This window comes from Bradyrhizobium sp. AZCC 1588 (assembly GCF_036924735.1).
In the GTDB taxonomy this organism is placed as follows: Bacteria; Pseudomonadota; Alphaproteobacteria; order Rhizobiales; family Xanthobacteraceae; genus Bradyrhizobium.
In genome coordinates this window covers 5,071,586-5,095,550 of record NZ_JAZHSC010000001.1, presented here as the reverse complement: position 1 = coordinate 5,095,550, position 23,965 = coordinate 5,071,586, and the positions used below count along the sequence as shown (strand labels likewise).

The 23,965-nt window shown below is 62.8% G+C and carries 24 protein-coding genes; 6 read left to right on the top strand and 18 right to left on the bottom strand.

Going from position 1 to position 23,965, the window contains the following annotated elements:
- Window positions 1-76: 76 nt before the first annotated feature.
- Both V1277_RS23785 and V1277_RS23780 read right to left on the bottom strand, forming a co-directional pair.
- A complete protein-coding gene (locus V1277_RS23785) occupies window positions 77-1,270 on the bottom strand; it encodes an efflux RND transporter periplasmic adaptor subunit (protein WP_334418375.1) in 1,194 nt (397 codons plus the stop codon).
- Window position 1,271: 1 nt separating this feature from the next.
- On the bottom strand, window positions 1,272-1,973 hold the full coding sequence (locus V1277_RS23780; RefSeq protein ID WP_334376652.1) for a TetR/AcrR family transcriptional regulator: 702 nt from the start codon (window positions 1,971-1,973) through the stop codon (window positions 1,272-1,274).
- 333 nt (window positions 1,974-2,306) lie between these two features.
- Here V1277_RS23780 and V1277_RS23775 point away from each other — a divergent pair, with 333 nt between their 5' ends.
- Window positions 2,307-3,527, top strand: coding sequence for a cytochrome P450 (locus tag V1277_RS23775; protein ID WP_334418374.1), 1,221 nt, complete (start codon window positions 2,307-2,309; stop codon window positions 3,525-3,527).
- Window positions 3,528-3,905: 378 nt separating this feature from the next.
- On the opposite strand, the gene V1277_RS23770 is transcribed toward V1277_RS23775, so the two are convergent.
- Window positions 3,906-4,550, bottom strand: a complete 645-nt coding sequence (locus tag V1277_RS23770; protein WP_334418373.1) for a hypothetical protein — start codon at window positions 4,548-4,550, stop codon at window positions 3,906-3,908.
- Between the two features lie 12 nt (window positions 4,551-4,562).
- On the opposite strand from V1277_RS23770, the gene V1277_RS23765 reads away from it, so the two are divergent.
- The 3 genes from V1277_RS23765 to V1277_RS23755 all read left to right on the top strand — a co-directional run bounded on the left by V1277_RS23765 (window position 4,563) and on the right by V1277_RS23755 (window position 5,992).
- On the top strand, window positions 4,563-5,054 hold the full coding sequence (locus V1277_RS23765; protein WP_334418372.1) for a Spy/CpxP family protein refolding chaperone: 492 nt from the start codon (window positions 4,563-4,565) through the stop codon (window positions 5,052-5,054).
- Complete coding sequence (locus tag V1277_RS23760) at window positions 4,969-5,490, top strand: Spy/CpxP family protein refolding chaperone (protein ID WP_334418371.1); 522 nt, start codon at window positions 4,969-4,971, stop codon at window positions 5,488-5,490. Before V1277_RS23765 ends, V1277_RS23760 begins: the two co-directional genes overlap by 86 nt.
- A 124-nt stretch (window positions 5,491-5,614) precedes the next feature.
- Window positions 5,615-5,992 (top strand): c-type cytochrome, encoded by a 378-nt coding sequence (locus tag V1277_RS23755; protein WP_334418370.1) that lies wholly within the window; start codon window positions 5,615-5,617, stop codon window positions 5,990-5,992.
- 37 nt (window positions 5,993-6,029) lie between these two features.
- Here the strand turns inward: V1277_RS23755 and V1277_RS23750 are convergent, their stop codons facing one another.
- The 14 genes from V1277_RS23750 to V1277_RS23685 all read right to left on the bottom strand — a co-directional run bounded on the left by V1277_RS23750 (window position 6,030) and on the right by V1277_RS23685 (window position 20,274).
- Window positions 6,030-6,854 carry a hypothetical protein gene (locus tag V1277_RS23750; protein ID WP_334418369.1) on the bottom strand — a complete coding sequence of 275 codons (825 nt, stop codon included), beginning with the start codon at window positions 6,852-6,854 and terminating at the stop codon, window positions 6,030-6,032.
- Window positions 6,855-6,919: 65 nt separating this feature from the next.
- Window positions 6,920-8,284 carry an MBOAT family O-acyltransferase gene (locus tag V1277_RS23745; RefSeq protein WP_334418368.1) on the bottom strand — a complete coding sequence of 455 codons (1,365 nt, stop codon included), beginning with the start codon at window positions 8,282-8,284 and terminating at the stop codon, window positions 6,920-6,922.
- A 126-nt stretch (window positions 8,285-8,410) separates the two neighbouring features.
- The gene (locus V1277_RS23740; RefSeq protein WP_334418367.1) at window positions 8,411-8,791 is read right to left on the bottom strand and encodes a hypothetical protein; all 381 of its coding nucleotides are present in this window, start codon (window positions 8,789-8,791) and stop codon (window positions 8,411-8,413) included.
- A 188-nt stretch (window positions 8,792-8,979) separates the two neighbouring features.
- Window positions 8,980-9,270 (bottom strand): hypothetical protein, encoded by a 291-nt coding sequence (locus V1277_RS23735; RefSeq protein WP_334376659.1) that lies wholly within the window; start codon window positions 9,268-9,270, stop codon window positions 8,980-8,982.
- Window positions 9,271-9,504: 234 nt separating this feature from the next.
- Window positions 9,505-10,368, bottom strand: a complete 864-nt coding sequence (locus V1277_RS23730) for a sugar phosphate isomerase/epimerase family protein (RefSeq protein WP_334418366.1) — start codon at window positions 10,366-10,368, stop codon at window positions 9,505-9,507.
- Complete coding sequence (locus tag V1277_RS23725) at window positions 10,368-11,561, bottom strand: dihydrodipicolinate synthase family protein (RefSeq protein WP_334418365.1); 1,194 nt, start codon at window positions 11,559-11,561, stop codon at window positions 10,368-10,370. Before V1277_RS23725 ends, V1277_RS23730 begins: the two co-directional genes overlap by 1 nt.
- A 12-nt stretch (window positions 11,562-11,573) precedes the next feature.
- Window positions 11,574-12,725, bottom strand: coding sequence for a Gfo/Idh/MocA family protein (locus V1277_RS23720; protein ID WP_334418364.1), 1,152 nt, complete (start codon window positions 12,723-12,725; stop codon window positions 11,574-11,576).
- Window positions 12,722-14,125 (bottom strand): hypothetical protein, encoded by a 1,404-nt coding sequence (locus V1277_RS23715; protein WP_334418363.1) that lies wholly within the window; start codon window positions 14,123-14,125, stop codon window positions 12,722-12,724. The genes V1277_RS23720 and V1277_RS23715 overlap by 4 nt, the downstream gene beginning before the upstream one ends.
- Window positions 14,126-14,136: 11 nt before the next feature.
- A complete protein-coding gene (locus tag V1277_RS23710) occupies window positions 14,137-14,985 on the bottom strand; it encodes an ABC transporter ATP-binding protein (protein ID WP_334376664.1) in 849 nt (282 codons plus the stop codon).
- Window positions 14,986-15,099: 114 nt separating this feature from the next.
- Window positions 15,100-16,098 (bottom strand): ABC transporter substrate-binding protein, encoded by a 999-nt coding sequence (locus V1277_RS23705; RefSeq protein WP_065744176.1) that lies wholly within the window; start codon window positions 16,096-16,098, stop codon window positions 15,100-15,102.
- A 55-nt stretch (window positions 16,099-16,153) separates the two neighbouring features.
- Complete coding sequence (locus tag V1277_RS23700) at window positions 16,154-16,963, bottom strand: ABC transporter permease (RefSeq protein WP_334367704.1); 810 nt, start codon at window positions 16,961-16,963, stop codon at window positions 16,154-16,156.
- 220 nt (window positions 16,964-17,183) lie between these two features.
- Window positions 17,184-17,891 (bottom strand): TetR/AcrR family transcriptional regulator, encoded by a 708-nt coding sequence (locus V1277_RS23695; protein ID WP_334367703.1) that lies wholly within the window; start codon window positions 17,889-17,891, stop codon window positions 17,184-17,186.
- A 254-nt stretch (window positions 17,892-18,145) separates the two neighbouring features.
- The gene (locus V1277_RS23690; protein ID WP_334418362.1) at window positions 18,146-19,018 is read right to left on the bottom strand and encodes a VOC family protein; all 873 of its coding nucleotides are present in this window, start codon (window positions 19,016-19,018) and stop codon (window positions 18,146-18,148) included.
- On the bottom strand, window positions 19,015-20,274 hold the full coding sequence (locus tag V1277_RS23685) for a Glu/Leu/Phe/Val family dehydrogenase (RefSeq protein WP_334418361.1): 1,260 nt from the start codon (window positions 20,272-20,274) through the stop codon (window positions 19,015-19,017). Before V1277_RS23685 ends, V1277_RS23690 begins: the two co-directional genes overlap by 4 nt.
- A 241-nt stretch (window positions 20,275-20,515) precedes the next feature.
- On the opposite strand from V1277_RS23685, the gene V1277_RS23680 reads away from it, so the two are divergent.
- Together V1277_RS23680 and rbsK are read left to right on the top strand one after the other, a co-directional pair.
- Complete coding sequence (locus tag V1277_RS23680) at window positions 20,516-21,409, top strand: sugar kinase (protein ID WP_334418360.1); 894 nt, start codon at window positions 20,516-20,518, stop codon at window positions 21,407-21,409.
- Between the two features lie 24 nt (window positions 21,410-21,433).
- The gene (gene rbsK / locus V1277_RS23675; RefSeq protein ID WP_334418358.1) at window positions 21,434-22,348 is read left to right on the top strand and encodes a ribokinase; all 915 of its coding nucleotides are present in this window, start codon (window positions 21,434-21,436) and stop codon (window positions 22,346-22,348) included.
- Window positions 22,349-22,489: 141 nt separating this feature from the next.
- Here rbsK and V1277_RS23670 read toward each other — a convergent pair whose 3' ends face one another.
- Window positions 22,490-23,710, bottom strand: a complete 1,221-nt coding sequence (locus V1277_RS23670; protein ID WP_334418357.1) for an NAD(P)/FAD-dependent oxidoreductase — start codon at window positions 23,708-23,710, stop codon at window positions 22,490-22,492.
- Window positions 23,711-23,965: the final 255 nt, after the last annotated feature.

Genomic DNA, 23,965 nt, shown 5'->3' with positions numbered 1-23,965 from the left:
AGCCATAAGACCGCCGCCCATCTTTCTCTCGCCGCGGCTCCTCAAGGGAGCCGCATCATGTATCAGTAGCGCGGTATCAGTAGCGCGGCGGCTTCGCCGGAATCGCCGGCACCGGATCGTTCGAAATCGTCACGGGGGCTCCGGACTGCAGCTTGAGCTGTCCCACCGCCACGACGCGGTCGCCCTCCTTCAAGCCCTTCAGGACCTCGGCGCGGCCCTCGAGGCGCTTTCCGGTCTGCACGAAGGTGCGCGTCGCTATCAGGCTGGTCTTGCCGTCCTCCTCCTTCTTTTCACTGAGGAGGTAGACCGAGTCGCCATAGAGCGTGTAGTCGACCGCGGTTTCGGGCACGGTGACGACCGGCGGCTTGTCCGGCAGCACCACGGTGGTGGTCGCGAACATACCGGGCTTGAGGATCTTGTCCGGATTCCGGATCGTCGCCTGCACGCGAATGTTGCGCGTGTCCGCCGCGATTTGCGGCTCGATGGTGGTGATCTTGCCCTCGAATGTGCGGCCCGGATAGGCGTCGACCGCGATCCGAACGATCTGGCCGACCTTGAGCTGGCCGGAGTCCTTCTCCGTCACGGTGAAGTTCGCATACAGCATCGACAGATCGGTCAGCGAGACGATCTGCGTACCCGCAGTCAGATATTGTCCGACTTCGACCCTGCGAACACCGAGTTCACCGTCGAAGGGAGCGCGTACCAGCTTCTGCGAGATGATGGCTTCCGTTTTGGCAATGCCGGCGCTGGCCTGGTCGAACACAGCCTGGGCGTTGTCCACCGTCGCCTGCGGTCCGACCTGACGTTCGGCCAGTTGCTTGGCGCGATCCAGCGAGAGCTGTGCCACCCGCTGCTGTGCCTTGAAGTTGGCAAGGTCGCCCTGCTCGGGACCGTCGAACAACTGCACCAGCGGCGTGCCTGCCTTCACGCTGGCGCCCGCCGCAAACTGGATATCGGTGATGCGGCCGTTGACGTCGGAGGTCACGTTGACCTGGTGCACGGCGGCGAGATCGCCGACCGCGGTCAGAAGATTCGGAATCGTCTCAGTGGTCGCCGTGGCGATGTTGACGCTGGTCGGCGGCGGCTTCATGGTCGCGAAGAACTGCGCGATCATCTTGCCGCGGAAGTAGTTGAACCAGACCAGGCCGCCAACCAGCAAGGCCAGCAGCGTTCCGACGATGATGAGCCACCGCACCATGCGGACCGGCCGCTTGTGCGGCTTTTCCGTTATCGGCTTGCCCGAAATCTTGTGTTCGGTCACGATATTCATGTCATGCACTTTCTGCAGTTACCGATTGTCCCGAATTCGGTGACAGCTCGCCGTCCAGATGAGAAGCAATTGCGGCTTCGGTAAGTCCGATGCCGCGCAGGATGAATTGACACAACTGCCGCTCCAGGTCGGCGGCGTTGCCGTAGGAAAGACAGGGCACGGGCGGAAGCCTCGTCAGCGCCGCCATCAGCACGGTGTGGTGCGCGAACCAGAACAGGTTGAGTGGATCGCTGCCGATCCGCGTCGCGTCGCCGGCCGTTACAGCGCGCTCGATCGATGCTGTGAACACCGGCCCGATCAGGCCGGAGATCTTGTCGTAGAGCAAACGCGCGAATTCGCCGTCATCGAGATGGCTGGTCGTCATCAGCCGCAGCCGCTGCGCTTCCTCCTGATCCGAGCCGTCCGACACCTCCATGAAATGGCCAACCATGCTCTTGACCAGTTCAACCAGTGTGGCAGTTGAAGGCTGCTGGCCGAGCAGGTGCGCGAAATCCGGATCGGCCTCGCACTCCTCGGCGAGGATTTCGGCATAGAGCGCGGCCTTGGACGGGAAATGCTTGAACAACAGCCCTTCCGAAATGGCTGCAGCCGCCGCCACGCTCTTGGTCGTGGTGCCGGCAAAGCCGTGACGGGCAAAGCATCGCTTGGCGGCGCTCAAGATCAATTGCCGCCGCAAGTCACTGGTCATGCGCAGGGTAGACATGGGGGCGTGAGTAATCACTCACCTTGACGAAGTCAAGGATACATTGCAGCGCACCACGCGGATTCTGCCACCGGGTGGCGTCAAAGACACAGCCTCATCGCTTTGTTTGAGCACGATTTTTTGGGAAATCGGGCTCTCGCGTTGCAGACTTATCCCGAATTGATCGCAACCCCAAGGCGCTTGGATCAAGGCGCTTTGGATCAGGGCGCTTGGACGGTGTAGCCTGAAAGCTGCGCCGACTTGACGCTTTGAAAGCGGCGTCTAAGATAGTTGCAAATGCGACTAATTTGACGACCGCTTACCTTTCCGTCTTCCCAACGAGTACGGCAAGCCATGAGTTTGGATGCGCGCGAACTGGCAGCCACGTTCGACCTCGAAAGGCTGACGCCAGAGTTCTACGCCAACCCCTACCCGACCTATCGCGCGCTGCGCGAGAGCGAACCGGTCAAGCGGTTGCCGAATGGGTCGTATTTCCTGACCCGCTACAACGATCTGGTCGCAGCCTACAAGAACACCAAGGCCTTCTCGTCCGACAAGAAGAAGGAGTTCTCGCCGAAGTATGGCGACTCCCTGCTCTACGAGCACCACACCACGAGCCTTGTGTTCAACGATCCCCCCGCCCACACCCGCGTCCGCCGGCTGATCATGGGCGCATTATCGCCGCGCGCGATCGCCGGCATGGAGCCCGATCTGGTCCGGCTGGTCGACCGCCTGCTCGACGCCATCGCCGCCAAGGGCAAGGTGGATCTGATCGACGATTTCGCTGCTGCCATTCCGATCGAAGTGATCGGCAATCTGCTTGATGTGCCGGAGAGCGAGCGCGATCCCTTGCGCGACTGGTCGCTGGCCATTCTCGGCGCGCTGGAGCCGGTGATCGGCCCGGACGCCTTCGCCCGCGGCAACAAGGCGGTGAAGGATTTCCTGGCGTACCTCGAAGGGCTGGTGGCGCGGCGACGGGCCAAGCCCGGCAATCCCGACCGCGACGTGCTGACGCGGCTCATTCAGGGCGAAGACAATGGCGAGCGGCTGACCGAAAAGGAGCTGCTGCACAACTGCATCTTCCTGCTCAATGCCGGCCACGAGACCACCACCAACCTGATCGGCAACGGGCTGGTCGCGTTACTGAACCACGCAGGCGAGAAACGCCGGCTGATTGAAAATCCCGATCTGATCAAGACCGCGGTCGAGGAAATGCTGCGGTTCGAGAGCTCCAACCAGCTCGGCAACCGCATGACCGTCGAGCCGTTCGAACTCGGCGGCGTCGCGATGCCACCGGGCACACCGGTGACGCTGTGCATCGGCGCCGCCAACCGCGACCCCACCCAGTTCGCCGATCCCGAACGTTTCGATATCGGCCGCACGCCGAACCGGCATCTGGCCTTCGGCACCGGCGCGCATCAATGCGCCGGCATGGCGTTGGCGCGACTCGAGGGCGCCATCGCGATCTCGCGTTTCCTCGCGCGCTTTCCGGATTATGCGCTCGACGGCGAACCAGTACGCGGCGGCCGCGTGCGCTTCCGTGGATTTCTGAGCGTACCTTGCACGGTCAGCTAAGGCGCAGGCGAACTGTATTAGTCCTGCGTCGTAAAATCGCAACGTAAGTCATAGCCGCAACGAACGATTCCTGCGCTTGCGCGTTGATGCTCCCGGGCGACGAAGCGAGGGAGTGAGATCATGCTTTCGAGCAGCGCTCGCATCGCAGCATTTTTGCTCGGTATCTCCGCGATAGCGGTGAGCACCGGCTCGTCCGCCCAGCATCGAGGAGGCGCTGGTCCGGCTGGCGGAGGCGCGCCAGCAGCCCGACCGGCTGCACCGCCACCGGCGATGGCCCGCCCAGCGGCGCCACCGGCGATGGCCCGCCCGGCCGCGCCTCCGGCCATGGCGCGACCCGCCGCCCCGACGATCCGTGCAGCTCCTTCGCCGCAACGTCCATCAATAGCCCCACGGGCCGCGCCACCGCGTATCGCCGCGCCACCGCGGCCGGCAGCGCCGCGTGTCGTAGCGCCGCGGCCTGAGATTCAGCGTGCCGCGCCGCCGCAGCGACCCGCCATGGCGAGGCACCCCGAACCGCGCATCACCGCACCGTCGCGGCCGGGTGCATCGCCTGTCGCGGGCGCGGGCCCGTCGCGAAGGGAGCAGATCGAAACGCGTGCGCAGCAGCGCGAGCAGCGCCTCCAGCAGCGGCAGCAAATGGTACAGGAGCGCCAGCGCGATATGCTGTCGCGTCAAAGCACGGAGCGGCAGGGCCGCATCGATCGCTTGCAGCAGCGCGTCCAGCAGTTGCAGTCGCAAAAGCCGGAAGGTCCCCGGGCGCAACGCGAGCAGCAAAGATCGCTGCAGACTCAAAACCGCCTGCTCCAGCGCGAGCAGCGCATCCAGGAACGTGACCAGGCACGCCTGCAGCGGCTGGGGCCACAGCCCTCGGCTGAACGATCCGCCTCTGCCGCGGCCATGCAGGCCGCTGCCCGCGGGCGATTTTCCGCGCAGTTCCGCAGCAATGATGCCCTGCAAGCCCGAGCGGCGCTGACCGCCCGGGAGAACCGCTGGGCTCCGCGCCACGCCTGGCGGCGCGGCCATCGCGCCGCGTTCGTGGCATGGCTCGGCCCGGTGTTCTGGCCCTACGCCTATTCCGACATCTTCAATTACACGTTCTGGCCCCACGCCTACGACCCCGGCTATTGGGCGTATGCCTACGACGACTTCGTCGACACCGTGTTTTGGGGTACAGACAGCCCCTATTCCGCATATGCCAGATATCCCGAGCCCGGGGCGGCGGTCACCGATTTCCGACCGGGCAAGCGCGCAAGCGTGAGCCAGCAGGCGCTCCGGCAGGTGTGCAGAGAACCGGACGAGGGCGTGACCGCCTGGCCGATCGCGTCGATCGTGCGCGCCGTGCAGCCGACGCCCGAGCAGCGCGCCCTGCTCGACGAATTGAAGGCCGCCGCGGCAAAGGCTGCCGACGTCTTCAAGGATTCTTGCGCGCGACTCCTTTGCCATGACGCCGCCCGGTCGCCTGCGGGCGATGACGAACCGCGTGACGGCTACGCTCGACGCGGTAAGGATCGTGCGTCCGGCGCTTGAGCGGTTTTACAATTCGCTGAACGACGAGCAAAAAGCGCGCTTCAACGCGCTCGGCCCGAACGTCGGCGAGCGTTCGCAACAGCAGCCGCAGCAGGAAGCGAATACGCAAGCCGAGCGCTGCGGCGATCCGAAGTCCAGCCTCACGCAGCAACCGATTGAGCGGATCGAGGCCGTGATACATCCGGCAGGCAAGCAGAAGGACGCGCTCGATCTCTTGAGCAAGGCGACGAACGAAGCGGTCCAGAAGTTGCAGGCCGCCTGCCCCGACGAGGTGCCGCTCACACCGCTCGGGCGTTTGGAGGCAATGGAGAAGCGGCTCGAAGCCATGCTGCAGGCAGCCGCGCTGGTGCAGCCGGCATTGGACGAGTTCTATGCCACGCTGAGCAACGAGCAGAAGGCGCGCTTCAATACGATGCCGCAGGTCGCAAGCCAGTGACCGAACCATACCCGGCATCCTTCTTGATGAGGATCGAATGAGGCAATCGCACTTTGTCACGCAGTTCGTCCGGCCGACATCCGGCCGGCGAGACGCAGGTTTGCGGCACGGTCGGACGTTGCTGATGGGCGCGTTGAGCGGACTGGCGTGCATGCTTTTATCGCCTTCCGCCCTGCCCCAGGCGCCGCAAGGCTCGGAGGGCGTCTCAGGACAACAGGCGTTCAACAATGCCTGTCGAACGTGCCACATCATGAGAGAGGGCGACAATCGGCTGGGTCCCAACCTGCACAAGATCGTCGGACGGAAAGCGGGATCGCTACCAGACTATGGGTTTTCCAGCGCAATGAAGGAGGCAGGATTCGTCTGGGATGAGGAGAAGCTCGATCGCTTCATTGCTAACCCCGATGAGGTCGTGCCCGGCAACAGCATGAAGCCGTATGGCGGTCTCTCATCGAGCGAGGATAGAAAAAAGATCATCGCCTTCCTTGCTCAATCACGGTAACGCCGCAGCCTGGGTTTTTCGAGAAAGAAAGCCCCGGTCATTTCACCGCGCGCGCCGATGCCAAAGCGCGCTCCATCACCCGCGCTACGATGGCCGCAGAGCGCTCGTCGAGATGGACACCATCGGCCCAGCGCAGTTCGTGTCGGTTCACATCGATAGACAGCCATCGATTGGAATCCGGAAACGCGGCATGAATAATCTCCCGTGTGATCGCCGCAGATCGCGAGCCTTCGATCGGCTCGGAATAGGGTAACTCGAACAGCAACACGCGCGCACCGCGCTGTTCCACGATCCGGATCAGCTCCCCAATCCGTTTCGCGTTAGACTGCACCGTATCCGTCGGATCCTCCGCGTTGAATTGCTGCAGCGCGCGATCCGCATAAACCCGGCTGTCGAAATCACTCGGCGGCTGCGCAACCAATCTGCGCAGCTCGAGCGAAACCTGCTCATGCTTCAGCGGCGCATGAAGACGCTGCTCGTAGGCGGCTACCGCGGCCCTGATCGGGCGAAAGAACAATGGCTCGGCGTCGCCGCGTGAGTAACGTTCGACCAGCGCGGCGTCGGCCTGACGGGCGAGGACGTTCGCTTCGACCAGAATGAAGCTCGGAAGCTGCGGCTGGTTCGCAACGATCTCCAGCCCGGTGAGCGGCGAGCCGCCCGCGAGCGCCAGATTTCTCAACTTGGGCGTTGCAAAATATTCCTCCTTGAGGCGGAACGTGATCGAGCTGCCCACCAGCACGACGTCAGGCGCCGGCTCGCGCAGGTAACGGCTGAGCGTAATTAGCGTGCCGTCCCGCGTCGTCGTTGCCGGCATTTGCAGCCCGCTGCCGAAGCGCACGGTAGCGAAGCCGCAGGCGATCAAGACAATCGCCGCGCCGGCCCCGCATTTTATCAACCACCGAACGGCAGACACGTCTTCTTCGCTCCTCAGAACTGAAAGTAGATGAACGACGTTTCGGGACCGGCTTCCAGATACATCAGCGCGGCCATCGAGCCGTAGAGATATGGCTCCGCCCAGCGAAGCTTTCCCTCGGACAGCGGACGAACACCAAGGTGCTGAATCATGACCGGCAGCGAATAGAGTAGCGCCAGGTTGTAGAACAGCTTCGTCGGATTGGGATTCGTGCTCGCCGTAAACATGCCCGTGAGGTAGCCGATCGCATGATCGAAGTTCGGCAGCTTGAAGAAGATCCAGAGCATGGTGACGCAGACAAAAACGAAAGTCATCCGGGCTGCTCGAAATACCGCAAAATCGATCGACGCCAAACGCGCCAACAAGGGGCGTTCGAGCACCAGCAACAGGCCGTGCAATAGTCCCCAGATCAGATAGCTGAGGCCGGCGCCGTGCCAGAGGCCGCCCAGCCCCATCACGATCATCAGGTTCAAATAGGTGCGCCATATGCCGTGACGATTTCCGCCGAGCGGGACGTAAAGATAGGTCCGCAGCCAGGTCGACAGCGAGATATGCCAGCGCGTCCAGAACTCGGAGAACGAGGTCGAGATGTAGGGAAGATTGAAGTTAATCGGCAAGCGATAACCGAACAGCAGGGCAAGGCCAATCGCGATCGCGGAATAGCCGAAGAAATCCGCATAGATCTGATAGCTGTAGAGAAAAACCAGCAGCCAGCGATCCTGGGTCTGCAGCGTCTCGTAGAGCGGGAAGCTCATGTAAGACGTCATTTCATTGAGGTTGTTGGCAACGTAGAGCTTGAAGAAAAACCCGGTCAGGATCCATTTCGCGGCTTCGACGAACGGAATGTCCGCAAAGTATTTCGGCTTGATCTGCGGCATGAACATTTCCGCGCGCGTGATCGGACCCGAAACGAGCTGCGGAAAGAAAATGATGTAGAGGAATACGCCGGTCAGCGTCGGCGGCGCGCCCTTCTGCCGGGTCAAATCGACCAAGAGGCTGATGTTGTGGAAGACGAAAAATGAAATGCCGATCGGCAGCGGCAGCTTCAGAAGAAAATCGAGCGGCGCGAAATCGACCAGGCTGGGTGACGCCGGATCGATAAACAGCAATTTATATTTGAAGAACGCCAGCAGCGCGAGGTTGAAGGCGATGCCGGCCGGCAGCCAGAGCTGCCGGTTCCGCAACGCCAGGATCAGGAAGAGATATGTTCCGAGAACCGCGACAGCCAACAGCGCCAGCAGTTCCGGCTGGCCATAGCCGTAAAAGAACAGGCTGGCGAAGACCAGCAGTTGGACCTGAAATGCTCGCAGCGCCGGAAGATAATACGCCGCAAATACGATCGCGACGAAAATGCCGAACTGCCAGGATATGAAAGTCATGCCGCCCCAACGGTAGTTGGGGAAGCTCTAGCATTTCGACCCGGGAGGGCCTAGCCGGAACCGGATTGCCGGTCCGCAAGCGGACGGCTCGACGCGGCCCGATTCGGCCACAGAGTTCGGGAAGTCCTAGTTGCCGGCAGTGTTGAAGCGGGAGAGGTCGCAATCCCGTTCGGCATATCTCACGCGCCGCAGGCCCTCGCGGTCTTCAACGACGGTCGGCCGGCAGCGTTCCCTCCAGGCGGCCTGGGCGGCTTCATCGCCTTTCAGTTCTTCCGCGGTCCGGGGCGTGATCTTCACGGTGCCGCGGCTGCCGACGTAGAAATTGGTTTGCTGGCTGGGAAGCAGCGGCGCGCCCGAGGCAATGGCCGCGGCCTTGGCATCCGCTGCGGCCCGCGCCGCGCGGGCGGCCTGGGCGGCATCTGCGGCATGGCCGTGGTCCATCGCAAATTGCGCGGACGCGGACGATACCGAAGCGACGACGATCGAGATTGCGATGAAGACGCGCATGGACACTGCCCCTTGATGAATGCGTCTGTCAGGAATGACCGACAAGCATTGAGGCGGCGTAAAGCTATGTGACTAACCGGATCGCAATTTGATCGATAAAGGTTTAGCGGTCTTTCGGGCACGCGTTGCCCACCGTTCATCGAGCTGTAGGCTCGGAATTCTCCCCGCTCGCGGCGAGGAGAAGCTTGCTACTCGCTGCGGCCGAATTCGCAGCCCTTGCGGGCGTAAACCAGGCGGACGACGCCTTCGTTGTCGTAGGTGCGCTTCGGCTTGCAGAACGCTTCCCACTTCTCGATGCTGGCGCGTTTTGCCTTTGCGTCTTCCTGATCCTGCGCCTCGCTGCGCACCGGATCGTCCAGATAGGAAGTCGTGCACACCCTGCCGTAGAACTTGCTGTAGGTGCAGCGTTCCACGACCTGCCAGGCCTGCGCCGATGTCGACAGCAGGGCCAGTGTCGCAATTGCGTAAAGGATTTTCATGTTGTCGCTCATCGCTCGAGGAAACTTTCTCCGTGCGACTAGCTAGCGCCGGAGTTTATCGAGGCGCAACGGTAACCCTTTGTTAATCTAAATACCCGCGGAAAAGGTTAAATCTGGAACCGCGCGCTGTCTCCTCATGCGACTCTATCACAACCAGAACGCGCGGCAGTTCACATACGAGACAACATCGTCCGTCATTGAGACAGCGGAGCAAGCATCTTCGAGTGACGGCTGCTAGACCACCGTGCGATGCCGCGCGATGCAGGTCTGCAGGACCTCATCCATCGGCCTTGCCCACCACTCGTTGGAGAAGATTTCGATCTCGGAATAGCCGGCAAAGCCCTGCGCCTCGACCGCTGATCGCACAGATGTGATGTCGATGACGCCGTCGCCCATCATGCCGCGATCGTTGAGGATGTCCTTGGTCGGCACCAGCCAGTCGCAGACGTGAAACGCCAGCAATCGATCTTTCCCCGCGCGCGCGATCTGCGGCATCAATTCCGGATCCCACCAGATGTGATAGACGTCGAGCGCAACGCCGAGTGCACCGGTACGCTGCGGGTCGAGCTGATCGCAAATGTCGAGCGCCTGCTTCGTCGTGTTCACACAGGCACGGTCGGCGGCGTAGGCCGGATGCAAGGGCTCGATCGCGAGCGGCATGTTGGCCTCTCTCGCATACTCCAGCATTTCCGCGATCGCGTCATGGACCTGCGTACGCGCAGCCGCAATGTCCTTCGAGGCCGCGCTTCCCGGCCGCGAATATTGCGGCAGGCCGCCGACGACCAGCACGATGCAGGGCGCACCCAGCGCCTTGGCTTCGTCCACCGCGCGTCGGTTGTCGTCGCGCGCCTCGATGCGATGCGCGGCGTCCGCCGTGAACATGCCGCCGCGGCAATAGCCGGACAATTCAAGGCCGGCGTCGCGCACGGCCCGCACTGCGCGCTCGAGGCCGATGGCCGCAACCTGGTCGCGCCAGGGATCGATGGCCCGAATGCCATGCCGCGCACAGGCATCGATGATGGCAACGAGGTCGCCCTGCTTGCGGACGGTTGCCGTGTTCAGCGACAGCCAGCGATGATCGCTCGAGAAATCACGCATCAGGGTTCGATGCCGCGCGTTGTCAGCACCGTCTTCATGCGCCGTGTCGCCAGTTCGGGGTTGGAGAGCAGCCCAGCTTTATCCGCAAGGCGAAACAGTTCGGCCAGATGCAGCGTCGAGCGCGTGCTCTCCTGCCCGCCGACCATGGTGAAATGATCCTGGTGGCCGTTGAGATAGGCCATGAACACGATGCCGGTCTTGTAGAACCGCGTCGGCGCCTTGAAGATATGCCGCGACAGCGGCACCGTTGGCCCCAATACGTCATGGAAACCGGCCTCGTCGCCGGCAGCCAGCCGCGACAGTGCATAGGACGCCGCCGGCGCGATGGCATCGAAGATGCCGAGCAGCGCATGCGAAAAGCCCTGCCCGTCGCCCGCGATCAGTTCGGCGTAGTTGAAATCGTCGCCGGTATACATCTTCACCTTGGGATCGAGGCGACGGCGCATGTCGATCTCGCGCTGCTTGTCGAGCAGCGAGACTTTTACGCCATCGACCTTGGCGGCATTGGCGTTGATGATGGCAACCGCCGTATCCATTGCCTTGTCGAGATCGGCCGTTCCCCAATAGCCCGACAGCGCCGGGTCGAACATGTCGCCGAGCCAGTGGATGATCACGGGCTCGCGAACCTGTGACAGTACGCGGTTGTAGACCTTGGCGTAATCGTCGGCGCTGCGGCCGAGTTTTGCCAGCGCACGCGAGGCCATCAGGATGATGCGGCCACCGGCCTTTTCGACTGCCGCGATCTGTTCCTCATAGGCGCGGATCACGTCGTCGATCGACTTGGCGTCTTCCACCGCGAGGTGATCGGTGCCAGCGCCGGAAAACACCAGCGCATTGCCCTTGGCTTTCGCAGCCTTTACCGAACGCTGGATCAGTTCCAGCGAGGTCGGCCAATCCAGCCCCATGCCGCGCTGCGCGGTGTCCATCGCTTCCGCGACGCCGAGGCCGAGGTCCCAGACATGCTCGCGGAACGCCATGGTTCGGTCCCAGTCGATCGCAGCATTAAGCCAGGGATCGTTATCGGCCAGAGGATCCGCCACCACATGCGCGGCCGAGAACGCCACGCGATTGAGCGCACCTTCAAGCTTCGCCGGAAACGTCCGCGACGCCGCCAGGCGGTAATCCTCGATTTTGCGATCCGCCGTCGGCAGCTTCAGCGATAGCGATGACATCGGCAGGACTGGCTTGTTCATGCTTAAGCCTCCTCACACCTTGATCGGGGCAACGTCGATCCAGCGCCGCTCGCGCCAGCTCTGCAGCGCGCATTCGGCAAGCTGCACGCCCTTGGCGCCTTCCAGCAGCGTGTATTTGTAGGGCGCGTCCTCGCAGACGTGGCGGATGAACATTTCCCACTGCTCCTTGAAGCCGTTGTCGTAGACAACGTTATCGGGAACCTTCTGCCAGTCGGCGTAGAAATCATGGGTACGTTTCTCGTCCGGATTCCACACCGGCCGCGGCGTTGCCTGGCGCGCCTGGATCACGCAGTCGGTCAGGCCCGCCACTGCCGAGCCGTGGGTACCGTCGACCTGAAAGGTGACGAGATCGTCGCGGTAGACCCGCGTCACCCAGCTCATGTTGATATGCGCGATCACGCCGCCCTTAAGGCGGAACGTGGCATAGGCGGAGTCATCGGCGGTCGCCGTATACTTCTTGCCCTTTTCGTCGAAACGTTCGGGGATGTCGGTGGTGCCGAGGCAGGAGATGCTCTCGACCTCGCCGAAGAGATTGTCGAGCACGTAGCGCCAGTGGCAGACCATGTCGAGAATGATGCCGCCGCCGTCCTCGCTGCGATAATTCCACGACGGCCGCTGCGCTTCCTGCCAGCCGCCCTCGAACACCCAGTAGCCGAACTCGCCGCGCACCGAGAGCATGCGGCCGAAGAATCCGGAATCGCGCAGGAAGGCGAGCTTCTTCAGGCCCGGCAGGAACAGCTTGTCCTGCACCGTGCCGTGCTTGATGCCCTTGGCCTTGGCGAGCTTCAGCACCGCGACCGCCTCCTCCAGGTTGGTCGCGATCGGCTTTTCGCAATAGACATGTTTACCGGCCTCGATCGCCTTGGTCAGCAGCGACGGGCGCGCCTGCGTGGTGGCAGCGTCGAAGAAGATGGTGTCGTTTTTGTCGGCCAGCGCCTTGTCGAGATCGGTCGACCAGCGCTCCACGTTGAAGCGCTTGGCGAGCCGTTCCACCTTGTCCGCATCGCGGCCGATCAGGATCGGGTCGGGCAGCATGCGGTCGCCGTTCGACAGCAGCACGCCGCCCTGGTCGCGGATCGCGATGATGGAGCGGACCAAATGCTGGTTGAGTCCCATGCGGCCGGTCACGCCGTTCATGATCAGGCCGAGGCGTTTGGTCGTCATACTGCTTTCTCCAAAGGAATTCTGAGCGAGGGCTGTGCGAGCGGCGACATCGCGGACCAGTCCGGATGCGTGGCCGTGGCGAAGCCAGGTGTGGTCAGCGATCCCGTCAGGAGATCGCCGTCATGGATCGCGAGACGAATTTTGTTGCCGTCGCGGACATAGAGATCGGGATGACCTGCGAGAAACGCCTCCGCCTCAGTGGCAGGCGTATCGCCAAAACCATCCACATAGTGGTGGCCGTTGCGCTCGGCATGGGTGACGCCGATCAGTGCACCGAGCGCGAGGTCCTGCTGCACGGCAAGGCCCGCCTGGCAGGTCAGGTCCTCACCGGCGATGAAGCATGTCTCGCCGGCGGCGCTCCATTTGGCCGCACGCGTGGCGTTGATCACCGACTTGTAGATGCCCTTGCAGGATTTCGAGGAGATGCCGCGATAGCCGAGCGCCCGCGCCACCGGGAAGGCGTCGTAGGAATCGTCGGCCTCGTCGACGATAAAATCGCGCCGCGCCAGCGCGCCGAGCGGCGATTGCCGCGTAATGTCGCGCGGCATCGGCTGCTCGATGTAGAGGAGCTTTTGCGCGATCGGCCGGAGGACCGCATCGCGGTCGAGCCGCTCGACAAGCGCATTCAATGCAGTGAGGTCGGCGTACTGTTCATTGGCGTCGAGCGTGACGCGGTAATCGTACGACAGCGTCGCCAGTTCATTGCCGATCCGGTTCAGCCGATCCGCATCGTGCGCGGGGTCGCCGTTTAGCTTGAGCTTGAAGTAGCGCGCGCCGGCGCTTTCTCTGATGTCGGCAACGCCGCCCTCGCCTTCGACCTTGTCGTCCATGCCAACCGTATGCCGGATCGCGACGCGCTCCAGCCGCTTCCGGCCTGCCAGAAAGCGCGACACGTCATCATCGTCGAGATCGCGCGACAGGCGTGCATCCACGCCTGCGATGTTGTCGGCCATGCCGTCGAAGAAGCTGGTTCCCGCGCAACGCAGCAGCGCGTCGAGAATCGCCTTATCGATTTCGGCCGGCCCGTAGGCCGCCGCCAGCGGCGGAATATCTTCTCGCGCGCAGCCTTCGATCTGCGCGCCGATGCAGGCCGCATGCAGGTCGAATGCGGTCTCGAAGCCGGAATGCGCCAGATAGATGCCTCGCGCGATCAGAAGCGAGCGCCGTAGTTCCTCGACTGTCTGCTCTGGTGCGAGGTGCGGCCGCTTGTCGAACCATTTTGGAACCAAGAACTCGGCGCTCGCGCCGACAGCCCTGCCCTTGCCCTCGACCTCAATCTCGACCCGCACAAAAGCCTGCGGCGTCGCATTGATGACGACCGCGCCGAACCGGAACGGCCGGGCAAAGGTGACCGGACGTTCGAAAAAGGAGATGTCTCGTACGGCCAAGCGTAACGGCATCGAGCCAGCTTTCAGTCCAGCGCGCTTTGCGTGAAAAAGTGCTTGCGAATCCGCTGCACCAGTTCGGTGAAGGCGGGATCGGCCATCGCGTCGAGCGAGCGCGGGCGCGGCAGTGGCACGTCGTAGATCGCGGCGATCGCGCCGGGCCGTTCGGTCATGACAAGCACGCGGTCGGCCAAGAACACCGCTTCCGGAATCGAGTGCGTGATCAGCAGCACGGTCTTGCCGGTTTCGCGCTGGATTCGCATCAGCTCGACATTCATCTTCTCGCGCGTCATCGCATCGAGCGCGCCGAATGGCTCGTCCATCAGCATGATCTTGGGATCGTGCACCAGCGCGCGGCAGATCGAGGCGCGTTGCTGCATGCCGCCGGACAATTGCCAGGGCAGCTTTTTCTCAAAGCCCTCAAGGCCGACCAGCTTCAACAGCGCTTTCGCCCGCGGCAGATATTCGTCGCGCGGCAATTTCTTCATGTCGATCGGCAACATCACGTTGGACAGGATGTTGCGCCAGGGCAGCAGCAGCGCGTTCTGGAACACGATGCCGACATTGCCGTGCGGTTTTGTAACCTGCTCGCCTTCGACCAGAATCTCCCCCGTCGATGGCGCGAGCAGCCCGGAAATCATCTTCAACAGCGTGGACTTGCCGCAGCCGGACGGGCCGACCACGACAAAGAACTCGCCTTCGTTGATGTGGAAATCCAGCGGCCGCAGCGACGGCACGTCGCCGTCGCGTGAACGATAGGTTTTTGAGACGCCTGATAGCGTGATGCCGGACGCCGCGCCGCTGGCGCGATCGGATACCAGGCGCAAATGCGCGGCTGGTTGGTCGATCTCGGTTGGTTTGGTCGCAGGATTCATTCAGCTCATTCCATTGTCGAGATGCCCGTCATTCCGGGATGGTCCGAAGGACCAGACCCGGAATCTCGAGATTCCGGGTTCGATGCTGCGCATCGCCCCGGAATGACGGCCTATTCACGAACCGCCCTGCGGCAGGTAGTCGTTGGTATAAAACGCCTTCGGATTGTCCTTGGCCTTGGCATCCAACCCGCCATATTCGACCATCAGATTGACCGTGTCGGTCATGTTCTGGTCGGTCACCTGGAACGGCCGCTTGTTCTTGGTTTCAGCCGTGCGGTAGAGCGGGATCGTCAGCTCAAAACCCTTCGTCAGCGTCTCGATCTTGCCGCCCTTCGGGTTGGCATCGAGGATCGACTGCGCCGCACCCTTCGGATCCTTCTCGGCGGCTTCGACCGCTTTCGTCGTCGCCGACATGAAGCGCTTGACGAGATCGGCATTGGCCTTGACGAAGTCGGTGTTGGCGACGACGCCCGAGCAGACCATGTTGATGCCGTAGTCGGCGAACTTGATCGCGTTGACGTCCTTACCCGTCGCGTCCTTGATCTTCATCGACTGGTCCATGACATAGCCGAGCAACAGATCGGCCTGGCCGTTGATGACGGCGTTCAGCTTGGTCTGGCCGTCGCCGGCGACCGTCTGGAAATCGCTTTCCTTCAGGCCGGTCTTCTTCAAAAACAGCGGCCAGATCTGCGTCATGGAATCGGCTGGCGTGATCGCCACCGTCTTGCCTTTGATGTCCTCGGGCTTCTTGATGTTCTTTTCGACAAAGCCCATCGCCGACATCGGGCTGGTCTGCAACAGCACGCCGGTGGCGACGATCGGGGCACCCTTGACCGCCGCGCGCATCATGGTGGGAACGTCGACATAGCCGAAGTTCGCGGTCTTGGCCGCAACGGCCTGCGTGGTCGCCGCCGAGCCGCGGCCTTCCTGGATCTCGAGGTCGATGCCCTCGGCGGCATAAATGCCCTTGGCCTTGCCGTAATAGAACGGCGCGTGCTCGCCATAGACGTACCAGTTCAGCATCAGCACGACCTTGTCGGCGGCCGATGCCGGAAGCACCGAAAGCGCGGTCCAGATCAGGGCGGCGGAGATCGCCGTTATCACTCGTATCATGGTCATCCTCCCGTTTGGTGATGCAGCCCTTGGATAGGCCGCCTGTTGGTTTGGCTTAGGAAGCAAAAATGATGTCCTCGCGCTGGCTGACATGCCAGGGAATCACGAGCCGCTCGATCCGGTCGACGACCCAGAACAGGACCACGCCGAGCAGCGCCAGGATCACCAGCGCGGCAAACATCGTCGGCAGGTCGAAGGTGCCGATCGAGCGCTGCATCACGTAGCCGATGCCGGAATTGGAGCCGACGAACTCGCCGACGACAGCACCGACGACGGCAAGCGTCACCGAGACTTTCAGGCCGGAGAAGATCGCCGGCATCGCGTGCGGCAGGTTGACGGCGCGAAACACCTGAAAACGGCTGCCCTGCATGGCGCGAGCGAGATCGACCATATCAGGGTCGACTGACTTGAAGCCCTGCACGGCGGAGACCACCACCGGGAAAAACCCGAGCAGAAACGCCGAGATCACCTTTGGGATAATGCCGAAGCCAAACCACACCACGAACAGCGGCGCGATCGCGATCTTCGGCACAGATTGGGAGAATACCAGTAGCGGATAGACATAGCTCTCCACAGTCTTCGATCCCGCGATCAGCATCGCGACGGGAATGCCGAACACGGCCGACAACAGGAAGCCGCAGATGGTGGCGTAAGTGGTGGGCCAGGCCTGCCGCAGCAGTTCCGGCCAATCCGTCCGCAGCACCGCCACGACATCGCCCGGCGCCGGGATCTGGTAGGCCGGAATCTGGAACAGGCGAATGGTGAGGTCCCACATCACCACGATGAACAGCAGGAACAAAAACGGCCGCACCCACGCTGCGTTCAGCGCTTTCGACACGCCACTCTCGCGCTTCAGCTCGGCCACATCCCGCTCCCTGGTCATCGTCTTATGGGCGGGAAATTAACCCGTTGGATAAATACTGGCAAGCGGGTTTTTATGCGGCGAAATGGCCTGTTCCGTCGCCCTGCGAACGCCCCCGGCGTCATGACCCCGTCGCCGTGTCTGTTTGCGAACGCTGGGCCACCGTCCCGGTACGACAATCAAGATCGGTGGTTATGGGTTCCTGCGTTCGCAGGAACGACGGTTAGACCGGCTGATGCGCTGGCGGCCGCACGCCCGGTGTCGCAGGCTTACCGAAATCCGCGGTCGATTTCCCCGTCAGCGCCGCCAGCACCAGCGCCACCATATGCGCCAGGCGCTCGTCCCTCGCCTCCTTCTTCAGGAGGTCGCGGCCGAAGATCACGGAAAGGGTTGCGCTGTTGGAGAGATAGAAGAAGCACAGCGCGGCGATCGAGATATAGAGCTGGACAGGATCGACGGCGACGCGGAAATCGCCGCTTTCGACGCCGCGCGTCACCACGGTGCGGATCATCTCGACGAACGGCGAATGCATCGACTTCACCTTGGTCGAACGCTTCAGATGGCGCGCCTTTGCAAGGTTCTCGGTGTTGAGCAGCGCCAAAAATTCCGGGTTGCGGAGAAAATAATTCCAGGTGAAATCGATCAGCCGTTCGATCGCCTCGGGCGGATCGAGGTGTTCGAGATCGAGCCCGCGCTCCTCGGAACGGATCTTCTCGTAGGCGCCTTCCAGCACCGCGAGGTAGAGGTCTTCCTTATTGCCGACATGGTAGTACAGCATGCGCTTGTTGGCGCCGGCGTTGGCCGCGATGCGGTCGACGCGCGCGCCGGCCAGGCCATGAGCGGCAAATTCCTGCTTGGCGGCCTCGAGAATGCGAAGCCGCATCCCCTCGGGGTCTCGCTGCCATTTCTGAACGCGTTTTGCCTTTGCCAAATCAGTCGCCCGTTGGTCGCATCGGCCAAGCTGTAGCATGCAGGGAAGCGTTTGAGAATGAAGGTTGTTCACCCTCCCCTGGAGGGGGAGGGTCGTATCGCATCGCGCGAAGCAAGATGCGATACGGGGTGGGGTGACAGTCTCTCCATTGAGGCGGTGGTGCGGGTGGAGAGATCACCCCACCCCGTCTCACGTTTCGCTACGCTCAACGTGAGCCGACCCTCCCCCTCCAGGGGAGGGTAGCTTCGGTAGCTTCAGTCGGGCTTCCCCGCCGACGGCTGTACCAGCAGCGTGGGTACACCGCACGTCCCGTTCCGCACCGTCATCACCCGCGTTCCCGGCTTGCGGCCGGTGCGGACTTCCGAGACGTCGACGCCAGCCTGGACAAGCCGCGCATGGGTGGCGTCGATGTCGGTGACGCGCCAGCACAGGCCGCGAAGCTTGTCTTGAAGTTTGTCTTGAAATTTGTCCTGCGACGTATCCGTCTCCTTGCCCGGCCGGTGCGTGACCTCGACGATGAGGTCGCCGCAACGGAAGAACATCAGCCGGCCCCAATCGGGGTGCGAGCGGTCGAGCGCCATGTCGAGGCCGAGCCGCGCACCGTAGAGCGCTGCGGCCCGTTCCGGGTCCGACGTCGAGACCACGACATGGTCCAGCGCCGTGATCGATCCGGGCGTGGTTCGCACCGACAGCGGGCGCTCCTTGTCGCGCTCGAGGAAAAACATCCGGACGCCGCGCGTGGCCTCCGTCGCCGCGCGCGTGCGCTTCCACGACAGCACAGCACCCGAGATCGCGTCGCGGCTTTCGACGTCGGCGATTACGTCCGGCTTCAGCGTCAGCCGGTCGAGCCTGCGATGCATTTTGGCGATGTCGCTGGTTCGAAAGCAGATGCTTGCGAGCCCCTCGCCCTGCGCGGCCAGAACGCTGCGAATGCGGTCGGCATTGGCGCCGTCGCCGCTCGGCGCCATCAATTCCAGTGTGGTGTTGTCGAGCGTGAACAGGACGCGGTCGGCGCCGTCCCCGCTGTTCTGCCAGGCTGGTGCGCGGGCAAACAAGGTCTGGTAAGCGGCGGAGGCTGCGTTGATGTCGCCGGTGAGAACGACGACGTGATCGAGGCCTGTGATCACGGAAAAAGTCCCCGCACGTTCTTGGCGGCGCGCACCTTCTCGACGCCGATCGCCATCGCCGCCGTGCGGTGCGGGATCTTGTCGGCTTTGGCCCGCTGCAGCATCTGGTCGAAGGCGCGATCGAGGATGGCATATTCGCGCCGCGTCACTTCCTCTTCCTCCCAGAACAATTGCTGCAGGTCCTGAACCCACTCGAAATAGCTGACCACGACGCCGCCGGAATTGCAGAGAATGTCGGGGATCAGGAATACTTCGCCCTGGCGCTTTTCCAGCACCAGATCGGCTTCCGGCGTGGTCGGACCGTTGGCGCCCTCGGCCAGCACGCGGCATTTGAGATTTTCGGCGACCTTGGCATCGATCACCCGCTCCATCGCCGCCGGCACCAGCACGTCGCAAGGCAGCGTGAGGATTTGCTCGGGATCGAAAGTCAGCTCGTTGGAGAACCCGGCGATACTTCCATGCGCGCCCGCATGTCGCATCAATGCTGGAATATCGAGCCCCCTTGGATCATGCAGCGCGCCGGTGTGATCGCTGACCGCGATGATCTTCAGGCCATATTGTTGTAGTTCCAGCGCTGCGTAGGAGCCGACATTGCCAAAGCCCTGGATCACGGCGGTCGCGCTGCCCGGATTGATCGATAGCTCCTTGAGCACCCGCTTGGCGAGATAGGCGACGCCGCGCCCGGTTGCTTCGCGCCGGCCGAGCGTACCGCCGGATGAGACCGGCTTGCCGGTCACGATCTCGGTCACCGTTTGGCCCTGGTACATCGAGTAGGTGTCCATGAACCAGGCCATCACCTGCTCGTTGGTGCCCATGTCCGGCGCCATCACGTCGGTATGCGGACCGACGAAGGGGATCATCTCCTGCATGTAGCGCCGCGACAGCCCTTCCAACTCGCGCTTGGAAATGGTGGAGAGGTCAACATTGACGCCGCCCTTGGCGCCACCATAGGGCAAACCGACGAGCGCGCATTTCCAGCTCATCCAGATCGCGAGCGCCGCGACCTCGCCGATGTCGACCGAGGGCGCGAATCGCGTGCCGCCTTTGGTCGGACCGAGGGTGAGGTGGTGCTGGACACGATAGCCTTCGAACACTGCGACCGTGCCGTCGTCGCGGTGGATCGGGCAAGAGACAGTAACCGCCCGCTTCGGCATCAGGATGCGGCCGCGCTCGTCCATCGGGATTTCCAGATGGTTGGCGATGACGCCAAACTGATTAACCGCCATGTCGAACACGGGACCGGAATAAACCGTCATCATTTTCTCCACTTTTGTCGCGCCGGTGGGGAAACCCGGGCAGCCGTCAGCCGTTATACGACGGTATGCCCAAGCCCCCCTTAAGGACGGTCGCAGTCTCCTCTATACTCCGATCTCAAGCAGCAAAGACGGCACGGTTGCGAATAATTTCAGCGAATGCATCCGATAACCAGTGCTAATGTGTGTGCGCCGCGCCGGGACCATCTTCGCCCAACACTCTGCAGGATATGACGGAAAACGCATGCAGGCCCTCTTCATCGGACAGACCTATATCGATGTTACCTTCATCACCGACCACATGCCGACCGGCGACGAAAAACATGTGGCCTCGGCCTACGCGGTATCGTTTGGCGGCAACGCCGTGACGGCGGCGTTCTGCTGCGCCAAGCTTGGGATCGTACCGGATTTGATCGCGACCATGGCCAACGACTGGCTCGGCCGCATGTTTCAGGACATGGCCGCGAAATATGGAATCTCGATCCATCCACGCAAGGTCAACTCCTCGTCGCTGTCGTTCATCATGCCGAAAGACGGCAAGCGCGCCATCGTCCGCTGCCGCGACGACGAGCACATTCATCCCTTCCCGATGCTGAACTTGAAGGGCTGCCGCGCGCTGCATGTCGACGGCCATCAGCCGGACGCTGCAATCCATTATGCCAAACTCTGCCGCGAGGACGGCATTCTGACATCGCTCGACGGCGGCGGCCTGCGCACCAACACCCATGAGCTGCTGGAATTCATCGATGTCGCGATCGTGGCCGAACGGCTGTGCGAACAGATGGACAAGACGCCGGAGGCCATGCTGGATTATCTGAAGAGCCGCGGATGCCGGATCGGCGGCGTCACCATGGGCGAGAAGGGCCTGCTCTGGTATGACGAAACAGGCGCCATCCGCCGCCTTCCCGCGCTTCCGGTTACACCCGAACGCGTTATCGATACCAACGGCGCAGGCGATGTCTTCCATGGCGCCTATGTCTATTCCTATCTCGCCAATCCCGCCAAAAGCTGGCAGGAGCATTTCGAGCTTGCGCGCGCCGCCTCGACCTTCAAGGTCCAGCGTCTCGGCAATGAGGCCGGCCTGCCGACGCTCGCCGACATCGAGGCGATCACGCGAGAGTTTCAGGTTAGCGCCTGAGCAAGCAAACGGGGGTTAGTACGCATGGGGCGCGTGTTCGTCGCCGGCAGCATCAACATGGATGTGGTGGCGACGGCCGACCGGCATCCGAGGGTCGGCGAGACCGTCGCAGGCCAAGCGGTGCATTATTTTCCAGGCGGCAAGGGTGCCAACCAGGCTGTGGCCGCCGCAAAGCTCGGTGCATCGTCAACGCTGATCGGCCGGCTGGGCGCGGACGCGTTCGGCCAGCAATTGCGGGAGTTTCTCACCGCCCAAGGCGTCGACCTCGCTCTGGTCAAGGACACCCCGGATGCCCATACCGGAACGGCCGTGATCACCATCGCCGACGCCGACAACACCATCGTCGTCATACCCGGCGCCAACGCGCTCGTCAGCGCCGGGGATGTCACAACCCCCGGGCTTGCCAAAGGCGACGTTGCCGTGAGTCAGTTCGAAATTCCACAAGCCACGATCATCGCCTTCTTCAAACGGGCCCGGGCGGCCGGCGCGACTACCATCCTCAATCCGGCGCCGGCGACCATCTGCGGCCATGAGCTGCTCGATCTCGTCGATATCCTTATTCTGAACGAAACCGAACTGGGGCTTCTCGCGCAGACCGAACTTCACGACACCGACGACCTCACTCGTTTCGCCGAAGCGGCGCGGCGCCTGCCAACGGGCTCCGGGAAAATCATCTGCGTTACGCTCGGCAAGCGAGGCGTGCTCGCCCTTGTCGGCGGCGAACCCTCGCTGATTGCGGGACGCGCCGTAAAGGCCGTGGACACCACCGGCGCCGGCGATTGTTTTGTCGGCGCCCTCGCCGCGCAGCTTGCCAACGGCAAGGCAATCCGCGACGCGCTTGAATACGCCAATGCCGCTGCATCGATCTGCGTGCGGCGAATGGGCGCCGCGCCGTCGATGCCGACGGCGGCCGAGGTGGCGGCGGCTTTGCGTTCGTAGCCTGACTTCGTAGCGTGGGCAAAGGCGCGTTTGCGCCGTGCCCACCATCGCTCACTCCGCAAGAGCGGTGGGCACGCTTCCGCCTTCGCTCGTTGAGCTACGGCGGACAAGTCGCTCTGCGCCACCCTACGAAGCCGCAAGTTAAGTCAGCGCACCCTTCAGGTCGAAGCGCGGGTCGGCCGCCTGCTCGGGCGTGATCGAGCCATGGGCGGCAAGCAGGCGCCGTCCGAACATGTGATCGCCCGCGCGGTTGACGGACTCAATGCCGACGAGTTGCCCGTCCCTGTAGCAAAAAGCCGAGAATGCCGCCTGGGCTTGATCGCCGCGCACCACCACGCGGTCGTAGCCGGTGGTTAGTCCTGCGATCTGGAGCTTGTCGGGCCCCTGATCGCTCCAGAACCAGGGCAGGCCGTCATACGGCTTGGCATCGCCGGTCAGCCGGGCTGCGACGCAGCGCGCGTGATCGGTGGCGTTCTGCACCGACTCCAGCCGCAGTGAACCGCCGAAACGCGGGCTCGCAAACAGCGCGCAGTCGCCGATCGCCGAGATATTCGGATCGGCGGTCAGCAGGTGCTCATCGACGATGATGCCCGACGCGACCGGCAGGCCGGCGTCCGCCGCCAGTTCCACATTCGGCAACACGCCAACGCCGACCACAATCAGGTCGGCTTTCATGTGCCGGCCGTCGCTGAGGCTGACGCCGGTGACCTTGCGGCCGTCGCTCTCGATGCTGGTGACCTGCACGCCCAGATGAATACGAATGCCCGCCGCAGTATGGCGCGACTGGAAGAACTCCGAGATCTCCGCCGTTACCGCGCGCGCCATCACGCGCGTGCCGAGTTCGACGACGTCGACTTCGAGGCCCTTGGTTCGCGCCGTCGCCGCGAACTCCAGGCCGATAAATCCGGCGCCGATGACGACGACGCGCTGGCCCTCGGTGATGTAGTCGCGCAGCGACTGGCTTTCGTCGAGCGTGCGCAAGTAGCGCACGCTGTCGAGATTGGCGTTGGGAATGTCGAGCAGGCGGTTGCGCGCGCCGGTCGCCAGCACCAGATGCCCGTAATCGAGCGAAGCGCCGGAGGCGAGCGCCACCTTGCGCGCGGCACGGTCAATCGACAGCGCGCGATCGGAAATCAGGTCGATCTTCTGGTCGAGATAGAATTTTTCCGGCCGGAACATCAGGCTGTCGGGCCCGCCGGTTCCTTTCAGGTAGGCTTTTGATAGCGGCGGCCGCTGGTAGGGCAGATGGCCTTCATCGTTCAACAACACGATGCGTCCCGAAAAGCCGTGCTGGCGCAGCGAGGCCGCAAGCTGATAGCCGGCGTGGCCTGCGCCGATGATGACAACTGTTCCTACCGTCATAGGGACATCCTACGTTCGAGCGCACGGGAATGACCCATGTCGTTTCCTCTCCAATGATTTTGGCTTGCCTGCCTCGTCCCTTGGGAGCGGCGCTCGTGTCCGTCCCGAACGATGACGGGCACTATCTGACCTCATGGAACGACGAGACGCAAGGGCGGCGGCGGCCTTGAGGGCGGCCTTTGCCGCATTTTGCGGACCTGGCCGGGGATTGTCACCTGTTGCCTTCTCTATTTAAATGTTCGGCCCATCCGCCGC

What these genes read in the sequence shown, in the direction of transcription:
- V1277_RS23670 (WP_334418357.1), bottom strand. Translation starts at nt 23,710, where the DNA reads ATGACGGTAGGAACAGTTGTCATCATCGGCGCAGGCCACGCCGGCTAT.
- V1277_RS23770 (WP_334418373.1), bottom strand. Translation starts at nt 4,550, where the DNA reads ATGGCCGCGCCGCCAGGCGTGGCGCGGAGCCCAGCGGTTCTCCCGGGC.
- V1277_RS23725 (WP_334418365.1), bottom strand. Translation starts at nt 11,561, where the DNA reads ATGAACAAGCCAGTCCTGCCGATGTCATCGCTATCGCTGAAGCTGCCG.
- V1277_RS23715 (WP_334418363.1), bottom strand. Translation starts at nt 14,125, where the DNA reads ATGCCGTTACGCTTGGCCGTACGAGACATCTCCTTTTTCGAACGTCCG.
- V1277_RS23705 (WP_065744176.1), bottom strand. Translation starts at nt 16,098, where the DNA reads ATGATACGAGTGATAACGGCGATCTCCGCCGCCCTGATCTGGACCGCG.
- V1277_RS23735 (WP_334376659.1), bottom strand. Translation starts at nt 9,270, where the DNA reads ATGAAAATCCTTTACGCAATTGCGACACTGGCCCTGCTGTCGACATCG.
- V1277_RS23710 (WP_334376664.1), bottom strand. Translation starts at nt 14,985, where the DNA reads ATGAATCCTGCGACCAAACCAACCGAGATCGACCAACCAGCCGCGCAT.
- V1277_RS23740 (WP_334418367.1), bottom strand. Translation starts at nt 8,791, where the DNA reads ATGCGCGTCTTCATCGCAATCTCGATCGTCGTCGCTTCGGTATCGTCC.
- V1277_RS23685 (WP_334418361.1), bottom strand. Translation starts at nt 20,274, where the DNA reads ATGACGGTTTATTCCGGTCCCGTGTTCGACATGGCGGTTAATCAGTTT.
- V1277_RS23775 (WP_334418374.1), top strand. Translation starts at nt 2,307, where the DNA reads ATGAGTTTGGATGCGCGCGAACTGGCAGCCACGTTCGACCTCGAAAGG.
- V1277_RS23745 (WP_334418368.1), bottom strand. Translation starts at nt 8,284, where the DNA reads ATGACTTTCATATCCTGGCAGTTCGGCATTTTCGTCGCGATCGTATTT.
- V1277_RS23755 (WP_334418370.1), top strand. Translation starts at nt 5,615, where the DNA reads ATGGGCGCGTTGAGCGGACTGGCGTGCATGCTTTTATCGCCTTCCGCC.
- rbsK (WP_334418358.1), top strand. Translation starts at nt 21,434, where the DNA reads ATGGGGCGCGTGTTCGTCGCCGGCAGCATCAACATGGATGTGGTGGCG.
- V1277_RS23680 (WP_334418360.1), top strand. Translation starts at nt 20,516, where the DNA reads ATGCAGGCCCTCTTCATCGGACAGACCTATATCGATGTTACCTTCATC.
- V1277_RS23730 (WP_334418366.1), bottom strand. Translation starts at nt 10,368, where the DNA reads ATGCGTGATTTCTCGAGCGATCATCGCTGGCTGTCGCTGAACACGGCA.
- V1277_RS23720 (WP_334418364.1), bottom strand. Translation starts at nt 12,725, where the DNA reads ATGACGACCAAACGCCTCGGCCTGATCATGAACGGCGTGACCGGCCGC.
- V1277_RS23785 (WP_334418375.1), bottom strand. Translation starts at nt 1,270, where the DNA reads ATGAATATCGTGACCGAACACAAGATTTCGGGCAAGCCGATAACGGAA.
- V1277_RS23760 (WP_334418371.1), top strand. Translation starts at nt 4,969, where the DNA reads ATGACGCCGCCCGGTCGCCTGCGGGCGATGACGAACCGCGTGACGGCT.
- V1277_RS23780 (WP_334376652.1), bottom strand. Translation starts at nt 1,973, where the DNA reads ATGTCTACCCTGCGCATGACCAGTGACTTGCGGCGGCAATTGATCTTG.